This window comes from Spirosoma migulaei, assembly GCF_054776855.1.
On the sequence record NZ_BAAHBG010000002.1, the window covers coordinates 1 to 21,216 of the forward strand.

Annotated in this window: 14 protein-coding genes and 1 rRNA gene; 2 read left to right on the plus strand and 13 right to left on the minus strand. The window is 41.6% G+C overall.

Translation table 11 applies throughout. The features are described from left to right. Together ACYVGO_RS01140 and pruA are read right to left on the minus strand one after the other, a co-directional pair. A 16S ribosomal RNA gene (locus ACYVGO_RS01140) occupies positions 1-380 on the minus strand; the annotation flags it as partial. Between the two features lie 340 nt (positions 381-720). Continuing rightward, a complete protein-coding gene (gene pruA, locus ACYVGO_RS01145; RefSeq protein WP_460966941.1) occupies positions 721-2,352 on the minus strand; it encodes an L-glutamate gamma-semialdehyde dehydrogenase in 1,632 nt (543 codons plus the stop codon). 142 nt (positions 2,353-2,494) lie between these two features. Here pruA and thrC point away from each other — a divergent pair, with 142 nt between their 5' ends. Then, positions 2,495-3,805, plus strand: a complete 1,311-nt coding sequence (thrC, locus tag ACYVGO_RS01150) for a threonine synthase (RefSeq protein WP_460966943.1) — start codon at positions 2,495-2,497, stop codon at positions 3,803-3,805. A 67-nt stretch (positions 3,806-3,872) separates the two neighbouring features. Here thrC and ACYVGO_RS01155 read toward each other — a convergent pair whose 3' ends face one another. From ACYVGO_RS01155 to ACYVGO_RS01175, 5 genes are all read right to left on the minus strand, one after another. Then, positions 3,873-5,729, minus strand: a complete 1,857-nt coding sequence (locus ACYVGO_RS01155) for a tetratricopeptide repeat protein (RefSeq protein WP_460966944.1) — start codon at positions 5,727-5,729, stop codon at positions 3,873-3,875. A 438-nt stretch (positions 5,730-6,167) separates the two neighbouring features. Beyond that, on the minus strand, positions 6,168-6,827 hold the full coding sequence (locus ACYVGO_RS01160; RefSeq protein WP_460966945.1) for a class I SAM-dependent methyltransferase: 660 nt from the start codon (positions 6,825-6,827) through the stop codon (positions 6,168-6,170). A gap of 297 nt (positions 6,828-7,124) precedes the next feature. Next, the gene (mnmG, locus tag ACYVGO_RS01165; protein WP_460966946.1) at positions 7,125-8,984 is read right to left on the minus strand and encodes a tRNA uridine-5-carboxymethylaminomethyl(34) synthesis enzyme MnmG; all 1,860 of its coding nucleotides are present in this window, start codon (positions 8,982-8,984) and stop codon (positions 7,125-7,127) included. 157 nt (positions 8,985-9,141) lie between these two features. Next, positions 9,142-12,444 (minus strand): DUF4175 family protein, encoded by a 3,303-nt coding sequence (locus ACYVGO_RS01170; RefSeq protein ID WP_460966947.1) that lies wholly within the window; start codon positions 12,442-12,444, stop codon positions 9,142-9,144. Between the two features lie 19 nt (positions 12,445-12,463). After that, a complete protein-coding gene (locus ACYVGO_RS01175; protein ID WP_142776469.1) occupies positions 12,464-12,808 on the minus strand; it encodes a hypothetical protein in 345 nt (114 codons plus the stop codon). 64 nt (positions 12,809-12,872) lie between these two features. Here ACYVGO_RS01175 and ACYVGO_RS01180 point away from each other — a divergent pair, with 64 nt between their 5' ends. Then, entirely contained in the window at positions 12,873-13,583 is a 711-nt protein-coding gene (locus ACYVGO_RS01180) for a ComF family protein (RefSeq protein ID WP_460966948.1), read from the plus strand. Positions 13,584-13,668: 85 nt separating this feature from the next. Here the strand turns inward: ACYVGO_RS01180 and ACYVGO_RS01185 are convergent, their stop codons facing one another. The 6 genes from ACYVGO_RS01185 to ACYVGO_RS01210 all read right to left on the minus strand — a co-directional run bounded on the left by ACYVGO_RS01185 (position 13,669) and on the right by ACYVGO_RS01210 (position 21,067). Further along, positions 13,669-14,928, minus strand: a complete 1,260-nt coding sequence (locus tag ACYVGO_RS01185) for an SUMF1/EgtB/PvdO family nonheme iron enzyme (protein ID WP_460966949.1) — start codon at positions 14,926-14,928, stop codon at positions 13,669-13,671. Positions 14,929-14,967: 39 nt separating this feature from the next. Further along, entirely contained in the window at positions 14,968-18,324 is a 3,357-nt protein-coding gene (mfd, locus tag ACYVGO_RS01190; RefSeq protein WP_460966950.1) for a transcription-repair coupling factor, read from the minus strand. Positions 18,325-18,425: 101 nt separating this feature from the next. Continuing rightward, positions 18,426-18,872: a barstar family protein gene (locus ACYVGO_RS01195; protein WP_460966951.1), complete on the minus strand. Its 447-nt coding sequence runs from the start codon at positions 18,870-18,872 to the stop codon at positions 18,426-18,428. 193 nt (positions 18,873-19,065) lie between these two features. Beyond that, positions 19,066-19,362, minus strand: a complete 297-nt coding sequence (locus tag ACYVGO_RS01200) for a muconolactone Delta-isomerase family protein (protein ID WP_142776474.1) — start codon at positions 19,360-19,362, stop codon at positions 19,066-19,068. 29 nt (positions 19,363-19,391) lie between these two features. Continuing rightward, positions 19,392-20,024 carry an alpha/beta hydrolase gene (locus ACYVGO_RS01205; protein ID WP_142776475.1) on the minus strand — a complete coding sequence of 211 codons (633 nt, stop codon included), beginning with the start codon at positions 20,022-20,024 and terminating at the stop codon, positions 19,392-19,394. A gap of 104 nt (positions 20,025-20,128) precedes the next feature. After that, a complete protein-coding gene (locus ACYVGO_RS01210) occupies positions 20,129-21,067 on the minus strand; it encodes a ring-cleaving dioxygenase (protein ID WP_460966952.1) in 939 nt (312 codons plus the stop codon). Positions 21,068-21,216 lie beyond the last annotated feature (149 nt).

The following is a 21,216-nucleotide window of genomic DNA, read 5'->3' on the forward strand; positions in this document are numbered from 1 at the left end:
TGGCTGGGTCAGACTTGCGTCCATTGCCCAATATTCCCTACTGCTGCCTCCCGTAGGAGTTGGGTCCGTATCTCAGTACCCATGTGGGGGCCAATCCTCTCAGAACCCCTACTGATCATCGCCTTGGTGGGCCGTTACCCCCCCAACTAGCTAATCAGACGCAAGCCCCTCTCCTACCCATAAATGTTTACCCCTAAAGCCAGGTGACTTCAGGGGACCGTGCGGGTTTACCCCAGCTTTCGCCGGGCTATCCCCCAGTAGGAGGCAGGTTGCTTACGCGTTACGCACCCGTTTGCCACTGGTCTTGCGACCCGTTCGACTTGCATGTATTAGGCCTGCCGCTAGCGTTCATCCTGAGCCAGGATCAAACTCTCCATCGTAAATAATTGTGAGACTAACAAAAGTTAATCTCGATGTTTATAGCCTTAATAGTGCTAACCTATTAATGTCAATACGTCAAAGAACTGTCTCTCTTTCGAGATGGTGGCCAACCGTTGTTGGCCTTCCTTATATTTGGGAGTGCAAAGGTACAACACTCTATTTGCTTTGTCAAGAAAAAGTTGAAAAATAATTTAAACAACTTTTTACTTTTCCCTTGGTTAACTTATTGATAAAAAGACAATTACGTTATCACGTTCTGTTCTTTCTCCTGATTTGGGAGTGCAAAATTATACTTTTTTATTTCTTTACACAAGCCTTACCTCAAACTTTTTTTAAAAATTATTCAGCCTCCAGAAATGGGTATTCATAGCGTTTCGGTGAAACAAATGTTTCCTTGATGGTTCTAGCTGAAACCCAGCGATATAGGTTCAAAGCCGATCCTGCTTTATCATTTGTTCCAGAAGCACGTGCTCCCCCAAAAGGTTGTTGACCAACTACAGCTCCAGTAGGTTTATCATTAATATAAAAGTTACCAGCAGCGTTTTGAAGTTGTTTGGAAACTTGTTCAATTACATATCGGTCCTTTGCAAAAATTGATCCGGTGAGAGCATAAGGTGAGGTAGAATTGATGACTTCAACCATGGAGTCAAATTCCCCAGGCTCGTAAATATATACTGACAGCACTGGACCAAAGATCTCTTCGCACATGGTTCTGTACCTTGGATCATTGACTTTTAATACGGTTGGCTCAATAAAATACCCTTTCGAACTATCGTAATTTCCCCCAGCAATTAGTTGGACCTGGTCATTCAGTTTAGCTTCAGCGATGTAAGCGGTTATTTTTTTAAAGGCTCGTTCGTCGATTACAGCATTAATGAAGTTAGAGAAATCCTCTGTTCCTCCCATTTTTAGCTCTGACAAAAACTGTTTCATCGTTGCCTCAACTGCTGGCCAGAGGGTTGAAGGTATATAAGCCCTGGATGCAGCCGAACATTTTTGCCCTTGATATTCAAAAGCTCCTCTAACCAATCCAGTTGCTACTTCTTCCGCACTGGCAGATTCATGAACCAATACAAAGTCTTTTCCCCCTGTTTCTCCAACAATTCGTGGATAACTTTTGTATTTGTGGATATTCGCTCCTATTGTACCCCAAATTTGTTGAAATACCCCTGTACTACCAGTGAAGTGTATGCCTGCAAAATCTGAATGGTTAAAAATAATATCGCCCGCAACCGGTCCATCTACATAAATCAGGTTGATTACACCTGCCGGTAAACCCGCTTCATTTAACACATCCATGATCACTTTTGCCGAAAGCACTTGTGAATAGGCGGGTTTCCAAATTACGGTATTTCCCATTAGTGCAGCAGATGTAGGTAAGTTACCAGCAATAGCCGTGAAATTGAATGGTGTTAATGCAAAAACGAAACCTTCGAGCGGCCTATATTCTAATCGGTTCCAAACACCAGGCGATGAATTTGGCTGCTGTTGATAGATTTCGGTTGCATAATGAACATTAAATCGAAGGAAGTCGATAAGTTCGCAAGCGGAATCAATTTCAGCCTGATAGGCATTCTTTGATTGCCCAAGCATTGTAGCTGCATTTAGTATAGCTCGATACGGCCCGGCTATCAAATCTGCTGCTTTTAGAAAAATACTAGCCCGTTGTTCCCATGGCAAGTTCGACCAAGCTTCTTTTGCTGCCAAACACGACTCAATTGCCTGTTTAACATGATTTGCATCGCCTTCATAAAAGTATCCGAGTGTATGCTGATGGTCATGAGGAGGAGCAACGCGAAGTTTACGGTCTGTACGTATTTCTTTGCCCCCAATATACATGGGTATATCAGTTTCCTGAGCCCGGAATACGGCTAGTGCGTTTTTGAGCGACTCACGTTCAGGCGAGTTTGGTCGATATTCTTTGACCGGCTCATTCGCCGGTGTGGGTGCATTGAAAAATCCAAAGGACATAATGAAGTGTCAAGTTTTTACAAATTTACGTATTGCCCTACTTATCCACTAATCCACATTAGTTTTCCACATTTAAAGCGCTTGGTTTCGATTCATTGGTCTGATTTACCGTACTTTGTAGCCTTATTTTGACTTTTTGCTTATGCGTTTTTACAGCACGAATAATCCAGACTTAACTGTTTCAACTAAGGAAGCTCTTTTTCATAGTATGCCCGCTGATAAGGGTTTGTATATGCCCACTCCCTTACCTCGGTTGGGCACTCACTTTTTTGAGACTATCGCTGGCCAATCTTTAGCAGATATTGGTTTTGAAATCAGTAAGGCATTATTTGGTGAAGAAATTAGTAAGTCTGATCTGGAAGAGCTTACACATCGTGCCTTTCCATTCGATACGCCTGTTGTTGATCTTGTAGCGGGAAAAACATCTGTTCTGGAATTATTTCATGGTCCATCTCTTGCGTTTAAAGATGTTGGAGCCCGTTATATGGCTGCTCTTATGTCCTATTATTCGAAGAAAAGTGATCAGGAGATTAATATCCTAGTTGCTACATCGGGTGATACAGGTGGAGCTGTGGCAATGGGATTTCATAATGTCCCTGGTGTTCGAGTTTCGATTTTGTATCCTAGCGGGCGAGTAAGTGATTTGCAGGAAAAACAGCTAACCACTCTTGGCGGAAATGTACAGGCTTTTGAAGTTGATGGTTCTTTCGATGATTGCCAAGCAATTGTCAAACAGGCCTTTACGGATTCTGAACTGACTACCCATCTTTCTCTTTCTTCTGCTAATTCGATCAACATTTTCCGATTGATTCCACAGGGATTTTATTACGTCCGAGCTTATGGCCAAGTTCGTCATATCGGTAAACCCGTCGTTTTTTCTACGCCCAGTGGCAATTTCGGTAACCTAAGCGCGGGTGCTATGGTTCAGCAGATGGGTTTACCTGTTGCTCATTTTGTCGCTGCTACCAATCTTAATCATGTTGTTCCATCTTATCTGAAGACAGGTATTTATTCGCCAGCAGCTTCTGTCGCCACTATATCAAATGCCATGGATGTTGGTAGCCCAAGCAATTTTGTCCGATTAGCTCATTTGTATCGCGATGATTATGAAACGTTTAACGCAAATGTTTCTGGTTACTTCTTTGATGATACTGAAACAAGGGCTGGTATGCTAAAAATTTATGAGCAATTTGGTTACGTTGCTTGTCCTCACACGGCCATTGGTATACTGGGTCTACAATCGTATTTGGCTGATTCGAATAAAGACGTTGTTGGTGTGGCATTAGCGACTGCTCATCCTTCAAAGTTTAAACCGTTAGTTGAAGAAGTACTTAACCAGTCTATAGATGTTCCCGAGCGGTTAGCTGTAATGGCTAACCTAACTAAGCAAAGCATTCATATTCCAGCTCAATACGAAGTGTTTAAAGAATTATTGTTACAAACTGTATCTTAACCAGTTATCCACAAAAAAGCCCGAAATCTGTGGATTTCGGGCTTTTTTGTGGATAACTGGTTATTTATTAATTCAATGTATCTCCTCGTAAAGCGCGGAATCGTTTACGAGCTTCAGCTCCATAAATGCTTCCTGGATATTGAGTAAGCACTTTTTGGTATGCTTCCATAGCTGCAGCTTTATCTTTTAGTCGCTCATCATAGATTTTCCCCTGTGTAAACAGGGCATCATCTCCCAATATATCAGTTGGATACGCACTTACGATTTTTTTCAAGTCCTCCAGTGCTTCTGCATTCTTTCCTTGTTTCATATACGTATTAGCCCGAAGCCAGAGTACTTCATCAGCAATACTATGGTCACCATACTTTGCCAACATTTTATTCAGGTTATCCACAGCTTCATCGGTTTTGTTTTGTAACAGAAGTAATTCTGTATCAGCGTACCAGCGCATGGCTGCTTCTGTACTATCCATACCTGTGTTATCCACAATCAATAAACTTAATTGCTCTGCATCGTTGGCAATTTCACGGGAGGTCGCCAGTTTCAACACATCCAGCAAATCCTTTGCTACTGAAAAGTTGCCTTTATAATAATGTAGCTTAGCATTTTTCAATTTGGCTTCATACCCTAACAATTCTTCTTTTTGAGACTTCTCTACTTGGGAATATAATAAGGTAGATTCCCAAGGCTCACCTTTAAGAAGGTAGATATCCCCTTTGTCAAGCTTACAACGGTCAACGAAATTCTTGTCTGTTTTCCCAAGATCAATAGCCAAATCAAGGACGGTTAACGCTGTGTCTTTACTATCAAGGTAATTACCATACAGGTTAGCGGTACTCCGAAGAGCTTCTAATGTTTTGACATTTGTACCTATTTCCTGAAGCATACGCTGGTAATCAGCGATTAGTTTTCGAATTTCAAGTTTATCAATCGGATATGTATTTTTCACCTGCTCTTCACGAGCATTGATAACTAGTCGTCGAGCAAACGGGTATAGTTGACCCTGTGGATATGTTGTTGTCACATACTCAAAAGCATCGGCAGCTGCTTTGTACTCTTTATTATTTAACGCCAGCATGCCAAGGTCGTATACCCGACTCCCATTTAGTTTCAGGCGTTTATCAGTTGCTTTTTCTTGAAGTAAAGCTCTGCTAAACTTTTGTTTTTGAACGAAATACCAGATCAATAATTCGTTATATGCTAGTTCGTTTGGCTCCTGTTGGATCTTTGTATATAGTGCTTTTTCCACAAGTGGCTCATCTTTTGTGTTGATAAATCCTTGTAAAGCTGCTAATACTGTTTCTTTCTTATCCGTTTGCTTGCCCGTTATAATGATTTCGTCAATAGCTTTCTCAGTCTGACCTGTTGACCGGTACAGAGCCATTAAATCCTCACTGTACGACGTTGGATCTTTGCTAACTTCTCTAGCGGTTTCGAGTGTTCGGACAGCCCAGCGAGCTTCTCCGACCTCATTGAAGGCTGTCGCTAATTTTTCAAGTTTTGCAATCGATGATTTGCTGGATTGTAATGCAGCTGTATACTGCGCTTGCGCCTGAATTGTGTCACCCAGTTGAGCTGCCAGCTGTCCACTCAGCAATTCATAGTAAGCTCGATTAGCATCATCGCTCCTTTGCTGCTTCTTAAGGTATTTTGCGGCTTCCTCTCCTTTATTACTTTTTTGGAGACTGGTTACATAACGCGACACCCTCACCCAGCTAACTTCGGTCTTTAACAGCTTGGCATATTCATTAGCTGCTTTTTCAAATTCGCCCGCTTTGTAATATTCTTCAGCCAGCGTTGTTCCTCCCTGCCCATACACGAGGCCAGCCGACAACACACATGTCAGTGCAATAATGACTTTTAACCTTATTAACATTTTATAAAAAGGCTTTTTAAAAGAAACGTTATTATAACCATTAGTCATGTGGAAATGTGTATAAATAAGTTGTCCACTTTTATTTTAAACGGGTGTGGACAACGGTGATAAGTTATCCACTTATCATGGCTTCGTTATCCACACTTAATTTACTCATATTTAAGTAAATAACATGTTATCCACATTCTGTTTGTTAAATATTTGTGGATTTGTGCATAAAATTTGTGCACAGTTTCAGGTGGGGAAAATTTGTGGAGTTACTTGTGATATGTAGGGCTTTCTCCACATATACCAGCCTTTTGATTTCGATTGTGGATTACTATCTCATCCTTCCACACTTGATTTAACCCTTATAAACAGGTTTTCCACGCATACTGTTTACTTATGCACAGTGTTATTCACACAAAAATTTCACTTTTTTAATTTAGAATAGACCTTTGCCGAACAGGCCTTACAAGAGTGGGACCACTTGGACAGTTGCATTTATTATGCCTTAATGAATTGGTAGATTAGGCTTGATGAGTTTCCTGTTCGGCTGGCTTCTGTATTTGATGCTAAACCTATTCGGACACTTTTTAAATAGTCTGTTTTACCACCCTGATAACGTGTACTTAGCATGGCTATATAAAAAGCATCAAATACCATTGGCTTCTTTTCCACCAATTTAAACCCATGTTTTTCGAATAATGGTTTTATAGTTGTAGGTGTAAAATGATATAAATGGCGAGGTACATCATAGGCTGCCCAGAATTCTTTAAAATAATGTGCATCATAGGAGTCCGAATTTGGAACCGCAATTAATAGCGTTCCTTTACGCTCCAGTAATTGATGAAGCTGAGGAATAACTTCATTTAAGTTTGGAATGTGTTCAAGTACATGCCATAGGGTAATAATATCAACAGGTTTCGTACCTGTTAATGCATTCAGGTTTGGTTTTATTTCAGCCTTTAATTTCTTCTGGGCAATAGTACGTGCATCTCTATCTGGTTCCATACCAATTATCTGCCAGCCACCTTTCTTACAACTTTCCAGAAAAGCACCAGTACCACAACCTACATCCAGCACTCGGCCTTGTCTGCCATTTAACTTATTTATAAGTCTTAGTTTTGAGTCTAAGGTATAATTTCGAACGATTCGGTAAGCCATATTGATCACTCCCTTTCCCTCGTCATTGTGCGATACATAGTCTTCCGATTTATAGTACGAGCCAATTGAATTTGCATCAGGTCGTGGATTTGTTAGGCGAAATCCGCATGCCTGGCACTCCTGAATGGTGAAATTCTGCAGGCTTACTAAGTAATCTTTACAGACCAGAAATGGGTTAAAGTGGCTACTGCCACATACTGGGCATTCAGTTATTGTTTCCAAAACAGCTGTTTGAATTGTATAGACACAAAAAAAGTTCTGACTTCAATCGCTCGAGATTTAGCCAGAACTTACTTATTAACGGCCCATGTAGACCAGTAGAATCGAAACGTCGGATGGACTTACACCACTAATTCTTGATGCTTGACCAATAGTTGATGGCCGTAACCGCTTCAGTTTTTCTTTACCTTCGAAGGATAGGGCTTTAAGCCGATCATAGTCGAATGTAGGATTTATTGATAGGTTTTCCCATTTATCAAGCTTATCGGCATTTTGCTTTTCCCGATTCAAATAATCTTCGTACTTAATTTCTATCACTGTTTGTTCCAAGACCTCCTCCCCTACCCCAGGCATGTCAGGAATCATTTTTAATAGCTCTTTCACATCAGCTTGATCAATTTCTGGGCGTTTTAGTAATGTGTAAAAACTACTTTTTTCACGCAGAAGTGCACTTCCTTTACCTTCGAGCCAGGCATTGACCTCATCTGGTTTTAACTTAGTCCCTCGAATCGCTTCTGTTAGTTTGGCTACGCCATTTCGCTTCACTAGCATATTATCATAGCGTTCCTGGGAGGCTAGACCAATAGCATATCCTTTTTCAGTGAGTCGTAAATCCGCATTATCCTGTCGTAATAAGGTCCTGTATTCGGCCCTAGACGTAAACATTCTATATGGCTCCTCGGTACCTTTTGTTATCAGGTCATCAATTAGCACACCTATATATCCTTCCGATCTTTTTATTGTAAACTCGGCTTCCTCATTTACATTTCGGTGAGCATTTATACCGGCCATTAATCCTTGACATGCTGCTTCTTCATAGCCCGTTGTACCATTAATCTGGCCAGCGAAAAATAAATTTTGCACCAACTGTGTTTCTAAGGTTGGCTTTAATTGCGTTGGTGGGAAGAAATCATACTCTACAGCATAGCCTGGCCGGAACATTCGGACATTTTCGAAACCTTCAATTTTCCTTAAGGCATTGTATTGAACTGTTTCAGGCAATGAAGTGGAAAAGCCATTTACATACACTTCTACTGTGTCCCATCCCTCTGGTTCTACAAAAATCTGATGCCGATCTTTATCCGCAAAGCGGTTTATTTTGTCTTCCACTGACGGACAATAACGAGGTCCTAATCCTTTAATTCGACCCGTAAACATGGGTGATTTTTCAAAGCCAGTTTTTAGTTCATCATGCACCGCCTGATTCGTATATGTTATCCAGCAACTACGTTGTTTGTTCAAAACAGGTGTATTGGTGTAAGAAAATTTGCCAGGATTTTCGTCGCCTAGTTGCTCTTCCATACGGTCAAAATCCAGGCTGCGGCCATCTACTCGTGGAGGAGTGCCAGTTTTCATACGGCCTGCTTCAAAGCCCAAACTCATTAACTGCTCGGTTAAGCCTGTGGCAGAACGCTCGGCTGTTCGTCCACCACCAAACACTTTTTCGCCAATGAACATTTTGCCGTTTAAGAACGTACCGTTTGTTAGTACTACCGCTTTGGCTAAAAATTCTACACCCAAACTTGTTTTTACACCGGCCGTTCGTCCACTCTTTACAATGACTTCCGTAACTGTATCCTGCCAGAAATCAATATTTCTATTTTCTTCTAATGCCTTTCGCCACTCCCATGCAAACAAATTCCGGTCGCTTTGACAGCGAGGACTCCACATGGCAGGGCCTTTTGAGCGGTTTAGCATGCGGAATTGAATCATACTTTTATCGCTGATTATTCCCGATAGTCCGCCCAGCGCGTCAACTTCTCGCACAATTTGACCTTTTGCCACACCACCCATAGCTGGATTACAGGACATTTGTGCAATGGTTTGCATATTCATTGTAATTAATAAAACTTTTGAGCCCATTGTGGCGGCAGCGTTAGCTGCTTCACATCCTGCATGGCCTGCACCTACTACAATGACATCGTAAGAAGAATACATTTTTAATGATTTTTGAAAAATGTTTCACGTGGAAACTTTTCACAAAATTGTTGAAAGTTGTTGAAAAGATGAAACGTGATAAAAATCTTGTGGTTGTGTAACAAAAAACCGCTCACCTTCGTGCCAGGTGAGCGGATAAATAGAAAAACGATTAAAACTACTTACTTACTTTCTGCAAATACTGATTTGCTTCTTTTTTGTAAAAAAGATTATAATTTGGTGTAACTGAACGAAGGACTTCAACTTGCTTTGTTTTCTGTTGCAAATTTGTCGAATCGAAAAAAGCAGGTGTGCTACGCTTCATTGATTTTGCTGCTTCTGCCTGACGCTTTGGATCTTCTTCCTGTTGTTTCAAGGCTTTCTCAGATTCCAGTAACCGGGTGAGAATCTCATTCTGACGATTGATAAGATTAGGGTTGACTCGCTTGTTCACTAAGTCTGTCTCCGATTCATCCATCTTTTCAAGTAAGTCTTTTACTTGTTTTTCCTGTTGCTTTCCGGCCTCTGTTCCTTTCGCATTTTCCTCAAGCTTTTTCAGCATTTGCCGAATCATAGCTTGCTCAGCAGCCATCTGAGATAATTCTTCTGATAATCCCCTACCCGATTTACCGCCTTTCTGAAGCTGTTGCATCTTGGCATTAAGTTGTTTTTGCATCTCTCCCATACCACTGGGATTTTCGCCCTTTTTGCCGCCTTTTCCTTTGCCAGGCATGGCCATAGCATTCATTTGCTGTTGCATATTCTTTAACACATCACTCAACATCAAAGCCAAATTATTAATAGATGTCATTGCAAACTGCTGTTTTGATGAAGCCATACTTAGCCGACGGTCACGCAATTGCTGTACACTTTCATCCATATAGGATTTCATATTAGTCAACTCACGTGTTACAAACGACTGAATTTGTACTACTCGGCTAGCTAGAGCATTTAAACTGTCTTCAATTATTTTAGCATCATCCTGTAGTTTTAATTGCTCTTGTGATAGCTTGGTAACCCTGGGGTCCTGAAGGCTCATACCCCGGAAATCTTTCATGACTTTTTCCTGTCCAAACGAGAGCGTAATCAGGTTGTCGAGGATATTTCGTAAGTCATCAATGTTTTCCTGCATCTCTTCCATTTCAGCAGATTGCATGGATTCTTTCATGGCCTTACTCATCGCCTTCATAGATTTAGCCGACTTTTTCTGTTTTGAGGAGGCCTGTTTTCCTTGGTCACTCTTCATGTTTTTCGTGGCTTCCTCCATCTCTTTCTCAATTTCCTTTTGCTCTTCTTCGGAAGATTCAGGCTTATTTAGGTCGTCTTTTTCAGCTTGCTTTTCAATTTCCTTTAATTGCTCCTGCGTATTCTTGAAGTCTTCCTGTGACTTCTCCTGTTGCTTCTGTTGCTCCTGAGAAGTCTCATTTTTCTTAGCATTCTCTTCGGCTTGCTTCTCAAGATTCTCAGCTTGCTTCTCAAGGTTTTCTGCAATATTATTAACCTTTTGCTCGAGCTGCATTTGTTTGAAAAGCTTCAAAGCACGGTCCAAATCGCGCTCCATGTTCTTTTCTTTACGGCTGAGTTTATCAAGCATATCCGAGGCTTTTTCATCCTGCTTACGTTCCAATAGTTGTTTCAATTGCTCATACAACTGCTTTGATTCAGGATCAAGAAGTTCATTAAACAACTTCTTTAGCTGCTCCATCTTATCCTGCATAGCCTGATTTTTTTCGGCGAAGCGCTGTTGCGTATCATTCGTTTTCTGGAATTGCTCTTGGAGTTTTTGGATTTCCTTTAGTAACTCCTCTCGCTTTTGCAGGACATCCTGTAACTGTTTTTTATCCTGAAAATCGGAGGATTTTTTGGTTCGCATCCGATCTTCCATTTGATTTAATTCTTTCTTGATCGCTTGCGTTTTGCTTAGAGCATTGTCAATTTGTTGCTCGGTTTTCTCCGCTGACTTATCAACCTGCTTCTGAATTTCAGCATTCGAAGGAACTACAAAATTCAGCTGATTTGATCGACTTGATTTGGGACCGTTCACTCCATCGTTATCCCAAACCTGCACGAAGTACTCTAATTTGTCTTCTTGGCTTAGTTTTAGGCTATCAAGTGACCAGTTATAAACAAAGTTTTGTGACGTAGTAGAGCGATTTACTGGAATGTCTATAACGTGTGAAGGAGACTCCTTGCCATTACGGTTTATCTTATAATTTAACCGAAGCTTCGAGAACCCATAGTCATCAGAAACTAAACCTGATAGTGCTATATAATTATAGGTAACTGTGTCCTGAATTCGATCTACGGAGATTTGAGGATACCGGTCTGGAATCACCTGAACATTATACTGAATGACCGATGGTGCAGCAATCTGACCATTCTTCAATGACACAGTATAGGTTGCGTTTTGCATTAGCCTTCTATTCAGAGCAAACGTGTTATTATCTATCAAATGGGCTACCAATGGCTTTGCATCTGAATTAAACCGTAGAAGAAGGGAGTCTGTATGATCAGCCGCAAATTCCCAGTTAACCACTGTGCCTTGTGGAACAAGAAGATTCCCAACATTTGAAAGCTGCTCGGTTGGCTTATTTAAATAAGCTGGATAATCCAGTTTAACGTTAAACGAGAGTACTGCAGGTCGGTCAATTAGTGAAACTTTATATTCTGTTGAATTGAAGCCAGCAGCCTCCAGATGGAAATCTAAGTCGCGCTGAAGATTATCAAAGTTATAACTAAACTGGTCGCCCAATTGCTCAAGTTTGAAGCGAGTCCCATTCGCAACTACGTACACGGCTTGTGGTAGCGCATCACCAGTAAGCTTCACTTTTAATGGGAAATCTTCGTTCCGAAACGCCTTCAGTGACTTGTTTTGCACCACAAATCGAAAGGGAGCCTCTTCAACAAACTCTTTATTGTAATTCACAAGCCGTGTTGACGACTTTGTGAAAAATGTTGGATTCACGATTAGAATTACAAGGATAAGTGCAAGCGGAGGAATGGCATATTTAAGAAATTCTCGGTTGCGGCTAATCTGAATTGCGTTAGAGAAACGATTTATAAGTAATTGCTGTGACCGCTGATTTAGACTAGCCTGGAGCAAATCGCTCTGATCAGATGTTATACGTTGGAGTTGAAGTGTATTTAACAACTTATCCCCTACCTCTGGAAAAAAGGTTCCTATCTGTCGAGCAGCTTCATCATTTGACAATGGTTTATTTAGCCCATATAAACTCATCAAAGGGCGTATTATAAACAGATACAGCCCGACTAAGGTAGTGAGCAAGAAACCGAAAAATAAGGCTCCACGACCAACAGAATTAAATTGACCAATGAATTCGGCTGTGTTTATGAAGAGATAACCACTTCCAAGGAGAGCTATAAAAAAAAGACTTCCTTTCACAAGTTGATTTTGAAAGTAGCGTTTTTTATACTCGTCTATGCGTTGTAATAGTGTTGTGTAAGCTGTTGAAGATTGCATAGGAATTCAGGTTGAGTAGTTAAACTGAAAGGGTCTCGAAATACTGAATAACGTGTTGTTTTAAAAAGGTTTCCTGCGCCAGCAGGTCACCATGCGGAATTGGCTTAGCTAGCAACCACCGTGGCCAACCATCTTTATCAAGCCCATCTAATTCATAATAGCCTGACTGACTCAGCACACGACAAACGGCTATATGCATTAGGTCTTGTTTTGCTTCTTTAGAAAAGCGTTTAGGCCCCGTACCTAATTCCTGAACGCCAATTAAAAATAGAACGGCGTTAAGATCGGCAGGACGCTTACCAACCAAAGATTGAATTTGGTCAAGTAACTCTTCCCAGGATTTATCTATACTTTTTTCTTCCACAGTGCTTCCCCGATTATTCTTCTCCCTAAATTACAACGTTTTATACTACAAACGAACACGAACTATGTTTCGGTTTATTCATCCATTAATAGACGATTTTGTCAATCTACTTTTTCCTACTTTGTGCCTAGGTTGTAAACAGTCTTTAATAGCTAATGAGCGTGTTTTGTGTTCAGCTTGTAGAATCAATCTTCCGGAGACAAATCAACATCAGGAACCTTACGATCAAAATCTCCTCAATAAGTTTGCCGGAAAAGTACCTGTGCGCTTTTTAGCTTCTTACCTGCATTTTACAAAGGGTGGTGTTGTACAAAATCTAATACACAGCTTTAAATACAGAGACCAAAAAGAAGCAGCTAAAGAACTAGCAAGCTGGTACGGAAGTCAACTCAAAATAGAAAGTAAACAGCTTCAGGAAATAGACGTAATCCTAGGTGTTCCGTTGCATTTGAGCCGCTACAAACAACGAGGGTATAATCAGGCAGATTGGATAGCTCAGGGACTGGCTGAAGCACTTAACATGCCAATGGTAATAGATGTGTTAATTAGAAATGCCTTTAATGAATCGCAAACAAACAAGAATCGACTTGAACGATGGGAAAACGTAAATAAAGTATTTAGCATTGTGAAGCCAGATCTCGTTAAGAATAAAAACGTACTCATCGTTGATGATGTGCTGACTACTGGTGCTACAATTGAAGCCTGCGCTATTGAATTAGTTAGAGCTGGCTGCAAGTCTATCAGCGTAATAACTCTAGCTGTTGCTGATCGATAGCCGTTCGGTTTGTTTTTCGAATTCCATAAAAAAGAGGTCACCCAAATTTGGATGACCTCTTTTTTAGGAAAGGATAGTGCTTGACTTATTTGTTCCGGCCCACTCCAATCATAGCGCAACGGAAACCAATCATTGCTGTAGCCGAATCCTGGTCTAAGAATCGACGTGTACCTGGTGATAGCCAGTAAGCAACGTCGTTCCAGGAGCCGCCTTTGTATACACGAAGTTTATCGTCAATTAATGATTGTTTGTTTTTGCTATCATAATTCTTCGCATCATCAACATATCCATTACGACGTACTGGATTTAAATCGTTAACGTCCTGATAGGAAAGAGGCCGATAAACGTCCATTACCCACTCGTTTACGTTACCAGCCATGTTATACAGACCAAAATCATTTGCTGGATAAGCATAGATTTCAGCCGTTATAATAGCACCATCATTCGAACGGCCAGCAATACCGGCATAGTCTCCACGACCACGTTTGAAGTTTGCTAACATCTGACCTTGTTTGCGACCTTTCTTGGGGTTCCGGACTGATGAACCATCCCAAGGGTAGATTCGCTGATTGATTTGATTCTCGTCCATGTATTGAGTCCCAATCAATGCTTTAGCAGCATATTCCCATTCGGCTTCAGTTGGCAGACGATAATCTGGCAGAATTGTACCACTCTCAAGGCTCGGTTTGGCAGGTGCAGCTGAAGTTGCTTCAGCCAAAGCTGCATCATCCGCTTTTTTAGACTTCCGCTTTAGAGAGAAACCTCCCCCCTTCTTTTTCGGTCCCCCTCCTTTTGCCAGCTCATTATTGACAGCATTTGATCGCCAGGTTGCGTAATCGGTAGCTTGGACCCACGAAACACCTACAACAGGATAATATCGAAAGGCAGGATAACGAAGATACTGTGTAACGTAGGAGTCGTTAAATGATAATGGATTTGACCAAACGGTTGTATCTGGCAAGGCTGCTTTTACAACTTCCTCCGATGAATCACGCTGAATTGCATTCAGGTATTCCAGATAGTGGACGTTTGCCATTTCGGTTTCATCCATATAAAACGATTGGATCGAAACAGTTCGTTCGCGGTTATCACGCGTATTCATAACGTCCTCTTCCAGGGCGCCCATGGTGAATCGGCCCCCTTCAATGAAAACGAGGTTTGGGCCTGCCTTCTGCCCAGCAAATTTCTTTACCTGAAAACCTTCTTTCTGGTTGTAAGCAATACCCGTCGCCGTACTTTTCTTACCGGGCTGCACACTGGTCGGGTGCTTGGACTTACAGGATGCCAGGGCCGTCATTGCCAGTAGCACATAAGCCGCTCGTTGCAGGTGAAACTTTTGAATCATTGCTCTATTTTGTGTAAAACGTAGGTACAAAAATCGTAATTAATTCGTCAATGCGCCCAATATTTCATCCAATTGCTCAACGGAATACACATTGACATGGGTGATAATTGGTCGTCCCTTCGATTCTTTCAACGAACATTTGGTTGGGTTTCGCTTGAGGTACTCAATTACCTTGCCAAATTGATCGGATTTAAAGAAGTCGTCGTTCCCGTTAGAAACGAAGTATCCTTTCAGGATATTATTCTTAAGCGTCAGTTTTTCAAGGTATAACTGTTCGGCTTTCCAGCGAACGTTGACCATTTTTATCAGGTTTTCGACTTCTTCGGGCATCGGTCCGAAACGATCGAGCACTTCCTGTCTGAATGCCTGTAGCTCTTCGTTATTCTGAAGACTATCCAGGCGTGTATATAACGCTAGTCGTTCCGATATATTTGAGACGTATCGTTCTGGGATAACAACCTGCAAATCAGTCTCGATAACTGTATCAGGTAATGTTAGTTTTAGGTCACCAGGTTTTGTCTCAAATAGTTCTTTAAATTCATTTTCACGTAATTCCTGGACTGCTTCGTCAAGCACTTTATGGTACATTTCAAAGCCAAGGTCATTAACAAACCCACTCTGTTCTGCACCTAGTAAATTTCCAGCACCTCGAATATCAAGATCACGCATCGCGATCTTAAAACCTTCGCCTAAGTCAGAAAAGTCCTCTAGTGTTTGTAGACGTTTGCGGGCATCGGCCGTCATGACTGAAGGGGGGGGCGTCAATAAATAACAAAATGCTTTCCGGTTCGAACGACCCACGCGACCCCGCATCTGATGAAGATCAGAAAGCCCAAAATAGTGGGCATTGTTAATTAGAATCGTGTTCGCATTTGGAATATCAAGTCCTGATTCGATGATATTTGTAGAGATCAAGACATCATAATCACCCTCGATAAATCGAGTCATAATTCGCTCTAATCTATCCCCTTCCATTTGTCCATGGGCTACACCAACTCGGGCCTCTGGTACAAGTCGCATGATTAGATTACCAATAGATTCGATATCATTCACTCGGTTATGAACGAAAAATACCTGACCACCTCGTCTGATTTCATAGCTCACCGCATCCCGAATCGTTGCTTCGTTGTAGGGATGAACTTCTGTCGTGACGGGTTGCCGATTGGGTGGGGGCGTTGCGATTACGGAGAGGTCACGAGCACCCATCAGTGAGAAATGTAGTGTTCGGGGAATTGGCGTAGCTGTAAGTGTTAATACGTCGACCTCCACACGCATTTCCTTGAGTCTGTCTTTGGTTTTTACGCCAAACTTCTGCTCCTCATCTATCACAAGAAGTCCTAAATCTTTGAATTTTATGTCTTTATTAACTATTCGGTGAGTACCGATCAAAATACCGATTTCACCTGAGGCTACACCTTTTAGAATTTCTTTCGTTTGAGCCGCAGACCGAAATCGGTTGATGTATTCAATCTTGACAGGGAAATCGGCCATGCGCTCGCTAAACGTCTTGAAATGCTGCATGGCCAGGATTGTTGTTGGTACCAGCACGGCAACCTGCTTATTGTCCGTCACTGCCTTAAAGGCCGCCCGAATAGCAATCTCCGTTTTACCGAAACCTACATCTCCACACACCAGCCGGTCCATCGGGTGAGGCCTTTCCATATCATCCTTTACATCATTGGTTGCTTTGGCCTGATCTGGTGTATCTTCATAAATAAATGACGACTCCAGCTCGACCTGAAGGAAACTATCGCGACTGTACGCATATCCTGGTGCTGTTCTTCGCTTGGCATATAGTGCAATCAACTCACGGGCAATATCCTTTACCTGCTTGCGAATCCGGGATTTTTTCTGCTCCCATTCCTGAGAACCAAGCTTGCTCATGGTGGGTGGCCCACCTTCCCTACCACTGTATTTAGCAATCTTATGTAAGCTGTGAATACTAACTAACAGAATATCATTATCGCGATAAATGAGCCTGATTGCTTCTTGTTCATTTCCCGCATGGTCTACTTTTTCTAAACCTGCAAACCGGCCAATACCGTAATCTATGTGCGTAACATAATCGCCAGGCTGTAGTGTTTTTAGTTCACGCAGTGTAAGTGCTTTCGATTTCGAAAACTTGTCCTGAACACGATATTTATAGTAGCGATCAAAAATCTGGTGATCAGTATAACAGGCTATTTTTAATGCTTCATCCACGAAGCCTTCCCGTAAACCGATATTTATCGGCTGAAACTTCACAAATGGGTCAAGTTCCTCAAAAATTGTTCGAAGCCGGTCCAGTTGCTTAAAGGATTCAGCCGAGATAATGTTGGTAAATCCTTTCGATTGATTATCCCCTAATGTATCAACCAGCCGTTTGAAATCTTTGTTAAACGATGGTTGAGGCTTTGAATTATACTGCTGTTTGCCTTCTGTTTTGAAGTAAAACTTACGTCCGAACTCAACTGTTCTATACCGCTTTAGTTCATTCAGAAATGATCGTCGGGTTTCGAACAAACTTCCGGGATCTGAAACCACCTGGATTCCTCCACTGCCAGCGACCACTGATTCGAAGCTTTGTTCTGATTTCTCGTAACACTTCTCGATGATTTCTAGTGTAAACTCAATGTCTTTTGCCCAGATAGTTGTTGCTTCAGGTAGAAAGCTGAAAAATGGTTCGCGGGTTTCTTCAACGAGTTTTGTCTGAATGTTCGGAATAATGTTAATAAACGCTACCGAGTCTGTTGATAACTGGGTTTCGGGATTGAATTTGCGAATACTCTCAACCTCGTCATCAAACAAATCAATCCGAAATGGAAACTCACTGGCAAATGAGAAAACGTCGATAATTCCCCCTCGAACAGAAAACTGACCAGCTTCGTATACGAAATCTGTTTTCTCGAATTCATAGGTTTGAAGTAGTTCTGCCACGAAATGGGTATCTAACTTCTCTCCTACCCGTATGGTCAGTGTATTGGCCTGTAAGGATCGTTTATTGATGACCTTCTCCGATAATGCTTCGGGGTAGGTTACCATTAATAAACCATCTTTTGGAGCTGGGTTAAGTTTATTCAGCACTTCTGCCCGCATCAATATGTTTGCATTTTCTACTTCTTCATATTGATAGGGCTTTTTAAAGGACATTGGAAATAGTAATACTTCCTGGCTAAGCAGATTTTGCAAGTCATTGAAGAAGTAAGCTGCCTCATCGCGGTCGGTCAGAATATAAAGGTGATTTCCACCGACCGATTTAAATATGGAAGAAGCCAACACAGCATCCAGACTCCCAGCTAAACCTTTAATCTGTAGTCGTTGAGGATCGCTTGTAGATACTTTCCGACTGAAAGGCTCAGTCAGTAATTTTATAAAACTATCTTCGGCATATAGGCCGAGCAATTCATCTGGTTTCAAGCTTAGTCAGGTTGTATGTCAAACACGAAAAGCCGCTGGAAGGACATTCCGGCGGCACAATAGGGTAACAGCAGGTTTTGAAAATTTGTTGCGTCAGTCAATTATTTTAAAGCTGATAATAGCGCATACTCAATGGTTTCATTCTCTAATAATTTCCGAATACGTGGGCTATCTTCAAATACCAGGATAATCTCTTTCTTATCGATCTCCTCTTCTTCATCGACCCATTTCCAATCCTCAGCCGTTGCATCCAAAACACTTAATATACTTCCCATTTTAGCTGGATCCCGTTCCTTGCTAACTAGCTCATTTGTATTTGTAAAATAGAGTATGATCCTATCATCTTCAAGCCACTGTAAGTCATTAAGTGAATCGTTTAGCGCTTCCAGTGTAAAACCAAAGTTTGGGATTTCAAGTAAGTCGGCAATGTATTCATAAAACTGGCGCAATGTTTGTGTATGCTTACCATCGATATGAGCAATGAAATCATTGGCAAAATGTGCTTCAAGTTCGCGCTCCGACTGGCAGATTAGAATGTTGGGCGTCATATGTTTTTTCTAAATTTTGGAGCAAAGTTGGTAATGAGCTAAGTTTCACGTGAAACTTGATTATCAGCTAGTTGTAAGCGTATGTAACCAGTTAAACCCTGGTTACTTAAGTGTTTTTGGTTTTGAAACGCCTGCAAAAGTACAATTTGTATTTATGAAAAAACCCTCCGAGTAAGAGGGTTTTTCGTTTAATTCAGTTCAATGAAAAGAGAGGAATTCGAGCGGCCACCATATTATGAAACATCAACTCAGTAATCAATGGTGTCATATATTTGATGAGGGGAAATTCCGAAATCGACTCCATTACTTCCAACTCCGAATCGGCTTTGAAGATGCACCAGAGTTTCTGACGATCGACCGAAAGGGAATAAGATAACAAAAACCCCTTTTCCATTAATTCCTCCACTTTGAGCCGTTGGGCTGGGATCCGGTTCTCGAAACCTTCATCCATTACAGCTGGAAGGTCAAATTCAACCATGTATTGGCTCATAGGCATTGCTGTTAAGTAAAGACCTGAGTTTATTGGGCTCCGGCTATCAGCAAATTAACAACGTTTAGCTCATCTTCGTTAATCGAATGCGGAAAATTTGGATACAATTTCGCAGTCACGTTCGCACCCATTGTTCGAAATATGCTTTCTGATTCTAAGACGCGTTCTTTGGGAATGTGCGGATCGCGATCACTGCATCCCATAAAAATTGGTGTATTGTCCAAAGAGCCTTCGTAATTACGAACTAAATCAGGTGGGCCAATGAGTCCACCGCTTAAGCCAAATACGCCACCATACTCAACTGCATTTCGGGCAACGAACTCAAGCGTTAAACACGCACCTTGAGAGAAACCCAACCAATAAATCTGAGGTAATTTGAAATTAAAATCAGATTGTAGCCTGGCGCGCAGACTTGCCAGAACTTCTAATGCCGAAGACAAATAAGGTTCGTTCTCGTTAAGTGGCCGGAGAAACGAATAGGGATACCACGTATTTCCTTCGGCTTCGGGGGCAATAAAGGCGAACTCTTTATCCTCAATGTATTTCGATAAGGAAAGAATATCGCTAGCCGATCCTCCCCGTCCATGAACCATTATCATTACTTTGGAGGCTTCTTCCAAAGGCTTTCCAGCTGTGCGAATATTGTTAGGGTTATGTATCATAGTATAAGAGTAAACACAAAGAGAACAAAGGTTGATACAGAGAAAACAGAATTTTTGATTCTCAGTTATCCCAGTAAATACTCAGTTCTCTCTGTGTTAAAAAATTATTTCAATACGATTGCTGGTAATTCAGCTTCAATTTTAGTTCGGCGGGATTCGTATTGAGGAGGCAGTTTAAGAGCTGTGCCTAATTCAGAAACGGGTTCGTCAACGGCAAAGCCTGGCGGATTAGTAGCCACTTCAAATAGGATTCCACCAGGTTCGCGGAAGTAAATGCTGTTGAAGTAATTACGATCCTGAACGGGTGTAACATGATAGCCTGACTCAGCCAGTTGCTGTTGGATTACCAATTGGGTTTCATCCGTATCCGTTGAAAAGGCAACGTGGTGAACAGAACCTGCTCCCTGCAAGGCATGAACATCTTTTGGTGAATATAAAACATCGACAAAATTTCCGGACCCGCCTTTTCCCGCCTTAAACCGGAAACGGCCTTCCTCCTCCCCTACTAGGGTGTGTTGCATGATATCAGTCAGGAGTTTAATCGTCTTGTCTGGATTTACCTCATTCAGGGTTACAGTATGGAAACCACGCACAGCAAACTCTGCCGGGATTCGGCTGTTATCCCAACCCGTGCGCTGGTCGTCGTCTGTAAAAACGAGTTCAATGCCCATGCCATCAAAATCTTCGAACCGTACAAATGTTTCTGAGAAGCGTTTGTATGGACCAGCATATGGAATGTTTCGTTCATGCAACCGATCCATCCAGAAACGGAGCGACGCTGTTGGAACAGAAAACGCTATATAGGTTAACTGACCAACACCTTTCCGTCCACGTGGTATACCACCATATGGAAAGAATGTGAGGATCGTACCAGGATCTCCGGTTTCATTACCATAGTATAAGTGATAGACATCCGGCGCATCGAAGTTGACCGTTTTCTTTACTAATCGAAGACCTAGAATATCGGTATAGTAATCGACATTACGTTGGGTATCGCCTGCCAGAGTTGTAACGTGATGAAGGCCATTGATGAGGGTTTCCATACAATTGAAACGAGTTAATGGGTGAAAAATCGAGTTGCTAAAATTATAATGTTATTACATTTAATGTATATACATTTAAAATAATCAGAAAGTTCAAACAAAAAGGTCCGAGATATTACCTCGGACCTTTTTGTTAATGCGATGGATCA